This window comes from Bradyrhizobium sp. UFLA05-112, assembly GCF_053572325.1.
Map to the genome: position 1 here is coordinate 1 of NZ_JBANBK010000155.1, position 9570 is coordinate 9570.

11 protein-coding genes and 4 pseudogenes are annotated in these 9570 nt (G+C 56.4%); 13 read left to right on the forward strand and 2 right to left on the reverse strand.

The features are described from left to right. Nucleotides 1–105: 105 nt before the first annotated feature. Both SO180_RS41195 and SO180_RS41200 read left to right on the forward strand, forming a co-directional pair. Entirely contained in the window at nt 106–258 is a 153-nt protein-coding gene (locus tag SO180_RS41195) for a hypothetical protein (RefSeq protein WP_449384504.1), read from the forward strand. Further along, nucleotides 251–535 (forward strand): DUF3892 domain-containing protein, encoded by a 285-nt coding sequence (locus SO180_RS41200; RefSeq protein ID WP_449384494.1) that lies wholly within the window; start codon nt 251–253, stop codon nt 533–535. The genes SO180_RS41195 and SO180_RS41200 overlap by 8 nt, the downstream gene beginning before the upstream one ends. 29 nt (nt 536–564) lie before the next feature. On the opposite strand, the pseudogene SO180_RS41205 reads toward SO180_RS41200, so the two are convergent. After that, nucleotides 565–882, reverse strand: a pseudogene (locus SO180_RS41205) (IS256 family transposase); the annotation flags it as partial. Between the two features lie 34 nt (nt 883–916). On the opposite strand from SO180_RS41205, the pseudogene SO180_RS41210 reads away from it, so the two are divergent. Then, nucleotides 917–1248, forward strand: a pseudogene (locus tag SO180_RS41210) (molybdopterin cofactor-binding domain-containing protein); the annotation flags it as partial. 587 nt (nt 1249–1835) lie between these two features. Here SO180_RS41210 and SO180_RS41215 read toward each other — a convergent pair. Beyond that, nucleotides 1836–2081, reverse strand: coding sequence for a hypothetical protein (locus SO180_RS41215; protein ID WP_449384495.1), 246 nt, complete (start codon nt 2079–2081; stop codon nt 1836–1838). Between the two features lie 24 nt (nt 2082–2105). Here SO180_RS41215 and pqqA point away from each other — a divergent pair. From pqqA to SO180_RS41265, 10 genes and pseudogenes are all read left to right on the forward strand, one after another. Continuing rightward, nucleotides 2106–2209, forward strand: a pseudogene (gene pqqA, locus SO180_RS41220) (pyrroloquinoline quinone precursor peptide PqqA). Nucleotides 2210–2300: 91 nt separating this feature from the next. Then, on the forward strand, nt 2301–3092 hold the full coding sequence (amoC, locus tag SO180_RS41225) for a bacterial ammonia monooxygenase, subunit AmoC (RefSeq protein ID WP_449384496.1): 792 nt from the start codon (nt 2301–2303) through the stop codon (nt 3090–3092). 36 nt (nt 3093–3128) lie between these two features. Next, nucleotides 3129–4076 carry a bacterial ammonia monooxygenase, subunit AmoA gene (gene amoA / locus SO180_RS41230; RefSeq protein WP_449384497.1) on the forward strand — a complete coding sequence of 316 codons (948 nt, stop codon included), beginning with the start codon at nt 3129–3131 and terminating at the stop codon, nt 4074–4076. 26 nt (nt 4077–4102) lie between these two features. Further along, nucleotides 4103–4837, forward strand: coding sequence for a methane monooxygenase/ammonia monooxygenase subunit B (locus tag SO180_RS41235; RefSeq protein WP_449384498.1), 735 nt, complete (start codon nt 4103–4105; stop codon nt 4835–4837). Next, nucleotides 4830–5300, forward strand: coding sequence for a methane monooxygenase/ammonia monooxygenase subunit B (locus SO180_RS41240; protein ID WP_449384499.1), 471 nt, complete (start codon nt 4830–4832; stop codon nt 5298–5300). Before SO180_RS41235 ends, SO180_RS41240 begins: the two co-directional genes overlap by 8 nt. 95 nt (nt 5301–5395) lie before the next feature. Continuing rightward, complete coding sequence (locus SO180_RS41245; RefSeq protein WP_449384500.1) at nt 5396–5863, forward strand: hypothetical protein; 468 nt, start codon at nt 5396–5398, stop codon at nt 5861–5863. A gap of 43 nt (nt 5864–5906) precedes the next feature. Continuing rightward, a complete protein-coding gene (locus SO180_RS41250; protein ID WP_449384501.1) occupies nt 5907–6434 on the forward strand; it encodes a copper resistance CopC family protein in 528 nt (175 codons plus the stop codon). Between the two features lie 9 nt (nt 6435–6443). Beyond that, nucleotides 6444–8435, forward strand: coding sequence for a c-type cytochrome (locus SO180_RS41255; RefSeq protein WP_449384502.1), 1992 nt, complete (start codon nt 6444–6446; stop codon nt 8433–8435). Nucleotides 8436–8478: 43 nt separating this feature from the next. Continuing rightward, a complete protein-coding gene (locus tag SO180_RS41260) occupies nt 8479–8991 on the forward strand; it encodes a hypothetical protein (RefSeq protein ID WP_449384503.1) in 513 nt (170 codons plus the stop codon). Then, nucleotides 8988–9191: pseudogene (locus SO180_RS41265) on the forward strand (acetyl-coenzyme A synthetase N-terminal domain-containing protein); the annotation flags it as partial. The gene SO180_RS41260 and the pseudogene SO180_RS41265, both read left to right, overlap by 4 nt. Between the last annotated feature and the right edge of the window lie 379 nt (nt 9192–9570).

Genomic DNA, 9570 nt, shown 5'->3' on the forward strand with positions numbered 1-9570 from the left:
AAACTTGCCAGAAACTTCTTGGCTGCCGTCCACCTCGCCGCGATCGTCGCCTATTGGATCAATTGAGTCTGAACCCTTATCCAGGGCCTGGGCGGGAACGATTGGATAGATGGTGGTGCGAGCACCGATAGTCTGGAAGGCAATCAGGGCAGCGCCGCACCTACCAGGATTGGTGGCAGCCGAATCCAACCATTGGTCTATGCTGGTCCCTCAGGACTTGCAGATTTAGGAGAGATTAGGAGAGACGAGAATGGCTAAACGCGCACGCATTCGCTACGTCAACAAGACGGACAGGAAGAACCCTCACGAAAGAATCACACATGTTGGGGGAGCTAACCCCGACGGGACGCCGTGGAAGCGATCCATCGATCAGGCTATCAAAGATATCGAGAGCGACGAATGGGAGTTCTATGTCGAAGAAAACGGCCGAAGGGTTGATGTGGTGTGGGCCACGCACGATGGGCAAAAGTACATCAAGACGACGGCGGACGACATTCAACCCGACAATCTTCTTCTGCTCGCTAACTGTCCGTGATCTTCAGTAACAGAGGCATCTACAGCGAGCTATGTTTGAATTTGGGTGACGAGCCCGATCAGGCGGCGTGGTTCGGGCATAGAGGTGGCCTCGATGCTGTCAGTGAATCTGACACCTGCGATGACCCTCGGCGGGTGATTGCGCCGCTGAGCCGACGTCAAGTCTTCGATGCGGCACCGATCAATTTGAAGACCATCAGTCTGGCGGTGTTCGGTGAGAGCGCTCCCTTGCTATGCACCGTTCGGTGGCGCGCACCGTGGCGAACACGCTTTCGATCGGGTTCGAGGTGCGCAAATGACCCCAATACTCGCCGGGAAGTCTAAGAACGACAGCAGCGCGTCACGATCCTACCGGCGGCACGCTGAGCGAGATCATCGCTGGCCGATGATCGACGACGGCCAGGTCCATGTCGGCCTTGCCCAGGGCATCGGGCAGGCCCTGCTCGAGCATGCGGTCTATGACTCGAACGGCCAGCCGGTGACGGCCTCCTTCATGGATTACGCCATGCCGCGCGCCGATGACCTGCCGTCGTTCAAGCTCAGCCACACCACGTGTGCCCGGTCATTCCGCTCGGCATCAAGGGCTGCGGCGAAGCGGTCGCGATCGGCGCCTCGGCGGCCGTGATCAACGCGATCACGGATGCGATCGGCAAGAGCAACCTGGAAATGCCCGCGACCCCGGACCGGGTGTGGCGCACGATCCACTCGGCTTAAGAGGGAGCAACGGAGATGTACCAGACCACTTATCATCGCGCCTCCTCGGTCGACGAAGCGCGAGCCTGTTCGCCAAGGGCAAAGATTCGAAGCATCTCGCCGGCGGCCACACGCTGCTGCCGGTCATGGCGAGGCTGATTGAGGTATGTGCACGCGTCGAGCCTCAAGTTATTGATCCTCTGCGGATTCCGACGAAAGAAGCGCGAGGCGAACCCGCTTTCTCGACACTTGCACATACCTCAATCAGCCTCGCCACAGCCATCAAGGCTTGATTCGTACGTGGCGTGAGGTTGTAACCTGAGACCGAACGCGCGGCCAATTTCCAAATTGAAGCCGGAGCAGGACGGCTTGTTTGAGATGAAAGCGGACCGTCTTGCGTCTATACGGGCCAGGTTCAAACCCGACATGCCGCACCGCTCTTTCAAAAGGAGGGTGCGGGTAATGAGCGAACAGAGAGAAGGGGGAGGAATGTCGTTCTTTGGCTTTGTTGCGGTCGTCGACCTGAGCGAACGGCTTAGCTCCGGGTCAGCTATGAAGATTTACCTCATCTAGGGAGAGTGATGTGGAGTCCAACTATAACGAATCGTTCAATACGGACGCTTGGATGCATCAATACGCTGCTTTGCAAGAGCAGCAGCGGGCGAGACAAGAGACGGATCATATTCCTGCGGATCGTCGGATTGTCGCGCCAATCTCATCAGGGTGATGGCACAGCGCGCGGTGGCAGGGATGGCGTGATCATGGGTTTCTTTTTCGCCGAGCACTTGCAGCGCACTCGGTGAGTTCTCCCCCACTGCGAGGACCTCGTGTCCTCGCGACTTTTCGCGCCGCATTCATCTAGCCAGGAGCAAATCGATATGAGCTGGAAAGCCCCAAAAATCGTCGAATACCGGTCGGTCTCGAAATCAACATGTATGCGTGCGCCGTTCGCAAGGAGGTAACCAGAAAGCTGGGAGCTTGAAGACAGATCCTATCCTTGCGGTCAACGATCGGAGTGAGCACTACCCTCGCAAAACAAGCTACACCTTAGGCATTCTCAAGGAGGAGACAAGATGTCGATCACGATGACTGATAACGCCAAGTCTGCCGCTGAGGACCGTACTCAGCCGTTGGCGAATTTCAAACTTGCAGCAGGAGTCACTCTGGCGGTGCTAGCGCTGATGGTGTTCTGGCGCATCTTTCAGCAGGTCTATGCTTGGAGTGCCGGCCTGGATTCGACTGAGCCCGCGTTCGATGCCGCCTGGATGACGTTGCTGAAGGTTGAGCTTAGCGTCATCCCTTTGCTCTGGGTGGTGACCTGGGCGTATCTATGGTTCACGCGAGACCGCAATCTTGGCGCGCTCAAACCGCGGGAAGAGCTCCGGCGTTACTTCAATCTGGTCCTGTTCATCTTCGTCTATGCCTTTTGCGTCTGGTTCGCTACGAGCTTCTTTGCCGAGCAGGACGCCTCATGGCATCAGGTTGTGGTCCGGGATACAAGCTTCACGCCGAGTCACATCGTGCTGTTCTACGGCACCATGCCACTCTACGTGCTGTTTGGCGTGGGATCATTTCTGTACGCGATGACGAGGCTGCCGAAGTTCGCAACGCAGATCTCAATTCCATTCGTGCTCGCGGTTGTAGGTCCGTTTCTAATATTGCCGAACTTGGGCTACAACGAGTGGGGCCATGCCTTCTTCCTGATGGAAGAGGTGTTCTCCTATCCCTTGCACTGGGGTTTTGTCGTGATGGGCTGGAGTGTGCTGGCCTTGGGTGGGCTCCTGATCCAGATCGCGATGCACATGCTTGAAGTGATCGGGCGGCTTTCCCGAGAGGACGAAGTTTCGGTCGCCACCCAGCGCTGAAACCGCTTATGAACCATTAATCGCTGACAGCCCGGCATGAGCAAAGCATGCCGTCTTGTAAATATGTCGGGCGTCGGTTTCCAGGAAGGTCGATCTCAACTCGGTAAAAGAATTAAGGAGGAAGCCATGCAAGGAGGAACGTCTGTGAAACTGTATGGGCTCGAATGGCCTAAAGAGTCAGCAAGAATCTCAAGAGTGTTTGACCTTCTCGTCGCCGCCATCCTTTTTCTGGCCGTCTCCGGCGCATTCCACCTTCATTACATGCTGACCGCAGGGGACTGGGATATGTGGATCGATTGGAAAGACAGACAGTGGTGGGTCACCCTGACTCCAATTATGGCCGTAACATTCCCTGCAGCTTTGCAGTATGTGTTTTGGACTAAATTTAGACTTCCAATCGCCGCTACATTTGCGGTCGTTTGTCTCCTGTTCGGTCAGTGGATAAATCGATATTTCGGTTTCCACCTGTGGTCGTACTTTCCGATGAGCGAGGTCATTCCAGCGCTGCTGATACCAGGCGCACTAGTCCTCGATGTCGCTCTTTTGCTGACCGGGAATTTTTTGTTCACGGCGATGTCCGGCGCCTTTGCATTCGCACTGCTTTTCTACCCGGCTAACTGGTTTTGGCTGGCGCCATATCGGCTACCCGTAGAAGTGATGGGGCAGCTTGTTTCCGTGGGCGATTACATCAGCTATGCCTTCACCCGCACCGCCCTGCCTGAGTATATCCGGCTGATAGAGCGGGGCACGCTTCGAACTTTTGGTGGCCACTCAGCCATTATCGCCTCCTTTTTCTCGGCGTTCGTATCCATACTGATGTATTTGGCGTGGTGGCATATCGGAATGCTCCTCGCTCGTGTGGTAACGACGCCAAACACCCTGAAAAATTTCATGGGGCTCACCGATAAGGATCAGCCAGCTGAGACAGCCCAAAAAGCCATAGACGGCACCAGCCTGCAAGGGCGCTTCGTCGCAGCCGAATGATCCTGCTGGGACTGGGAGGACTCCAAATGAGAACATTCTGTTTCCGCAAAAGCTCATGCGTGCGTGTAATCTTATCGGCAGCGGCGGCGATCATGCAGATCGGAATACTGACCTTCGTCCCAGATGCTGCTCTGGCGCATGGTGAGCGCAATCAGGAGCCGTTTCTGCGGATGCGGACGGCTCATTTTTACGATGTGACGTGGAGCACGAACGAAATTCGCGTGAACGGTGAAATCGTTGTCACCGGCAAATTCCGACTCTTCCCGATCTGGCCAGTCAACCTACCCCTTCCCGACGCGGCCTTTCTGGGAAACGGGACGCCGGGCCCGGTGCTAGCCCGAACCGAGAGCTACATTAATGGCGTCCCAGCAATTCAGTCCACCAAACTGGAGTTGAACCGGGACTATGAATTCAAAACAGTGCTCAAAGGACGAGTGCCAGGCCACCATCACGTCCATCCGATGATCAATGTGATGGGAGCCGGGCCGCTGCTCGGACCGGGAAACTGGCTGACGGTGACGGGGAACGAAAGCGACTTCAAGCTTCCAATCAAAACTCTCAGTGGCGAGACTATCGACAATCTCGAAACCTGGGGCCTTGGCAGGGTGTTCTTCTGGCATGGCTTGTGGGTTGCGATCGCCATCGTGTGGCTTGTCTGGTGGTTGCGCCGGCCGCTCCTGCTGCCGCGTTTTCGCGCTTTGACGGAAAAAGGCGGCGATCGATCTCAGCTCTGTCTCTTATACACATCCGGAAGTGCCTGAGCAGGTCAAAGTTGTGGTCAAAAAGTCAAACTATGACGTCCCTGGCCGCTCGCTTCGTATGAACGTGACACTGACGAACAATGGGAGCACCTCAGCACAGCTTGGCGAGTTCTTAACTTCCAATCAGCGCTTCATCAACCATGAGGTTAGCCAGGCAATGGCGACGGTGGATCCGAATTACCCCAAGGAATTGCTTCCTCCGAATGGGCTTAAGGTGAGCGACAGCCGACCGCTCAAGCCGGGTGAAACGAAGACAGTCGATATCGAAGCGACCGACGCGGCATGGGAGACGGAGCGCTTGAGTAGCCTGATCAACGATCCGGACAACACGTTGGGAGGACTGTTGTTCTTCTATGACGAGCACGGCAAACGGACAATCTCAAACGTCAGCGGCCCCATGGTCCCTGTATTCACCTATCCCGACAACCGCACGGCTGAGAATCCGAAAGGAGGTGCGGGTTGAACATCGTAAAAGCCGCAGTGCTTGGAATTCCATCTTTGCTCCTCATCCTAGACTGCGGTGCGGCGCGGCCAGCGATTGCACACGGGGGAGTCTCGATGGAGAAAGACGTGTGCAAGCTTCGCGCTGGGCCCTATATGATGCATTTTACCGGATACCAGCCGGCCAAGCAGGGGAATCAGGAATTTTGCGAGGACATTCCGGAAATCGGCCGCACGGTCATCGTCTTGGATGCCGTCGGCGATGTGCTACGTGATCTGCCCATCGAGGTGCGGTTGTTGCGAGACGCCGGCAACGACGTAGACAGCGAGGCCGTCCTTCGAATCCCGCCAAAACAATATCCGACAGGCTCACTATCGTTTCAGTACACGTTCCCCGAATCCGGGCGCTTTGTGGGCCTCGTGACAGTCGGCGACGGACCGAAATACGTATCGAGATTTCCGTTTTCGGTTGGTTACGGCAACGGGATTTGGGTCCGATATAGGAACAGTTTCGCAATCGTTCTAGGAACGCTGGCAGCCGGGGCCGCCCTGTTTTGGTACTCCACGGTGCGCAAGGAAAGCTAGGCTAGCATTTCGTCGGCCGCTGTCCGGCAATAAGGTTACACTCATGTCTCACAAAAAACACGGAAACAAGAGCGATTACATCCGAGTAGCGACGGGGCCGTCACTCGATCATGCTGGCACGCCAAACTTGACCGCCGGCACCGGCAGGGCGCGAACTAGGCTGATTCAAGGGACCGTAAAAGAACTCTCGTCCGCAAGCAGGCGTCCTGTATCAGCGCTTGGCATCACGTTGCTGTGCGTTGGCCTCGTGTGCCTGCCGACGGCTGCCTCTGCACATGCCGCTCTTGTGAAGTCCGATCCCGCGAGCCGGGCAGTGTTAGCTCATTCGCCGCAGCAGATCGAACTGTGCTTCAACGAACGCATAGAGCTCAAGTTTTCGAAAGTGGAGCTCAAGAACGCCAACGGTCAGTCGCTAACGCTCGGCGATTTGAAAGCAGGCAATGATCCGAAGTGCATGGTAACGGCAGTATCTGACATGGGGCCGGGCAGCTATTCAGTTCATTACCGCGTGCTCTCGCAAGACGGGCATGTGGTGGACTACGGCTATCAGTTCACCGTCGAGGAACGTTAGGCATGCGGAATGACGGTATTGTTTCCAGCTCTGTGCAAGGCCATCGCTGACATTGCGCTTGCATGGGTCATAGGCGGAGTACTCTTTCTGTTGCTGGCAGCGCCGTCTTCCGATCCGTTCCTTGCCGCTTGGCAAAGACGAGTGCAGGTGAGCTTTCTCTGGGCGGCCGGCATTCACCTCTTTGCTATCGCTGGGTTATTTATCGCTCAAGTCGCGATTGCGACAGATATGGCACTACCGGAGATAGTAGCGGCTGGCCAGACGCTGGAAAGATTCGGATTTGACACACATTACGGTCGGATCACGCTTGCAAGATTAGCGCTCTCTCTTCTTTTGCTGCTGCCGACAGCGATCCTAATTCGCGGCTGGTCGAGGGAGCAGCAACGTTTAGCTTCAATCGTGACAGCCGGGACAGCAGCACTGATCGCGCTGATTGGTCCACTTGCTGGACACGCCGCCGGGGAAGACAACAGCCGTTGGCTCGTTCCGACCTATCAACTTCACGTGCTCGCGGTTTCTGCTTGGCTTGGGGCCTTACCGGCTTGGATCTGGCTGGTGGCTTCGGTCGCTGTCACCTCCACGGAGACTCGGCGCGTCTATGTCGCAGCGACGCTGCGACGTTTCTCCCAACTAGCAATCGGTTTCGTGGTCGTCGTCGTCGCATCAGGTTTGGTGCTCGCGTTTAGCTCCGCTAGTTCGGCTGGCGAGTGGCTTGGCACGACCTACGGTCAACTAATTATAACGAAGCTTGCTCTGCTTGCATGCATCCTGTTGGTGGCCAATCGTATTCGCACGCGCTTCCTACCCGTCATGGAAACCGTAGGAGCAAAACCCGCGGCTTTTCTTGCAGGAGCTGGATGGGCAGCAACTGAATTCTTTTGCGGTGTTCTGATCGTCGGCTGCGCAGCCGCGCTCTCTTCAGTCATACCAGCACGACATGATCAGCCCATCTGGTGGCTGCCGTTTCGCTTTTCGATCGAAGCCACGTGGCCGGCGTGGCCGACGCCCGTTATCGCGGCGGGCGCCTTCTCACTAGCACTATTGTCACTCTTCTGGGGCCTACTCGTTTGTTTGAGAAAGCCGCAAAAGGTAAAAGCAGTTGCAGCAGGCGCCGCCGCCGTTATTTCGGTCGCAGGCGGTCTGTGGCAGATATCCGTGCAAGCCTATCCCGATACTTACCGCCGCCCGTCGGTTGCCTATTCGACGATATCAATAACCAATGGAAAGCGTCTATTTGCCCAGAATTGTGCGGCTTGCCACGGCAGCGGAGGGCTTGGCGATGGTCCGACGGCATCGACCCTTCCCAAGCCGTCCGCGAATTTGAGCGAACCGCATACTGCGCTGCACACGGCCGGCGACATGTTTTGGTGGCTTAGCCATGGAATTCCAAAAAGCGGCATGCCCGGATTTGCTGATGTATTGGATGAACAGGCCCGCTGGGATGTGATCAACTTCCTGCGGACGTTTTCAGAGGGATTTCAGGCGCGCCTCCTGTCGCCTGAAATCGTACCCGATCATCCGTGGCTGGGGGCTCCAAACTTTTTCTTAGAGGACGAGAATGGGGCGGAGAGGGAGCTGAAGGACTTCCGTGAGCAAAGCAATGTGTTGCTCGTGTTTCCCGAAAAGTCCGACGCAATGCGCATTAAACAGCTACGCCTTGAGCAGAAAAGATTCCGGAAAGAACGATTGTGGGCGATTATCGTGTCGCCGGACGCAAAGCTGGCGGCGGGCGTCCCGAATGTCCGGCATGGAGCACAAGAGGTTAGAGAGAGTTACGATCTACTCTCCCGGAGCACTACAAATCGTGGAGATCCCAAGCGTTTGGAAATGGGAAGACATTCCATGGAATTCCTAATCGACAGGTTCGGATACATCCGTGCGCGCTGGTTGCAAGAGGAGGACGAAAGTGGTTGGCAAAATTCCGACGAGCTGATCTCGCAGGTCCGAGTTCTCAATAGAGAGTCCAAAATTCTCCCGCCACCCGCTCAACATGTGCACTGAATTAGTGGAAATCTTTCAGGGCTCGCAAACAAAGGAGGAAAGCATGCAAATATCATCCCGTCCCAACCGGTTTGGCGATCGATTCAAACAATTCATTTGGTGCATGATTCTTGTGGCTGGCGCTCTGGTCGCGGCTCCAGCCCACGCACAACACCATGAGCCGGGCATGCACCATATGCACGGGTCTGACGGTGCGCCTGTTGCGAGATCGGGAGATACCGGCGAGCTGCCCGCATTGAAGATCCTCCTGCCGCAATCGGGTAATACCATCGGCGAGCGTGTTGCTTTCGTTTTCCAAGCCGACGATAACATCGCAGAAATGACCGTGAGCTCTGCCAATCCGAGCGTTCATCTGCATGTTGCGATGGACGAAACCGAGCTCATGCCAATGGCAGACCAACTGATCCAGCTTGGTGATGGCCGCTATCTCTATGTTTTCGATCTCCCTGCCAAGCCTGGTCGGCACACAATAAGACTCTATTGGGCGGATCCGCAGCATCACACAATCTCCGAGACGGTACAGACCCTCAACGTGGTTGTGAAGGAATCAAAATGAGCAAGCCGTCAATCATTGGGGGCTTAGGTGTGAGCTATTATCAGGAAAGTCTTGCGCGTGCGCTAGCTGATCCGGAAGGATTTTGGGCGGAAGCTGCGAAAGAGGTTGATTGGATCGAGTGGCCGAGAAAGATCTTCGATCCATCAATGGGCATCTACGGCCGTTGGTGCGCCGGAGGAGCGGTCAACACTTGCTACAACACGAGGACAAAATAGGGCAGCCTGGTGGCAGTTGCAGCCGATGCGCCACGCTTCGCCACGAGGTCGCCCGCGCCCACCAAAGATAATCCCGCCTGACGGCAAGTGCCCGCCAGGAATGCAGTCCCGTTCCACGCCAGCATGCCGCCGTGCTCGGGCGGTCAAGGCTAAGCCTTGCGGTGGCCGCAAACGCGGCCAGCCTTGACCGCCCCTGCGCGCGGCGGGTGCGAGATCGGTGGCCGGGACGGAAGAATGGGCCCGCGGCGCAGCCGAACAAAAGAATGGACGTACGCGTAAGCGCTTACAGAAGGCCAGCAGCGCGTATCGATCCTTACTGAGGCAGTCGGCCGCCTTCTCGTATTTGGGCGTGTAGCTCTCGATG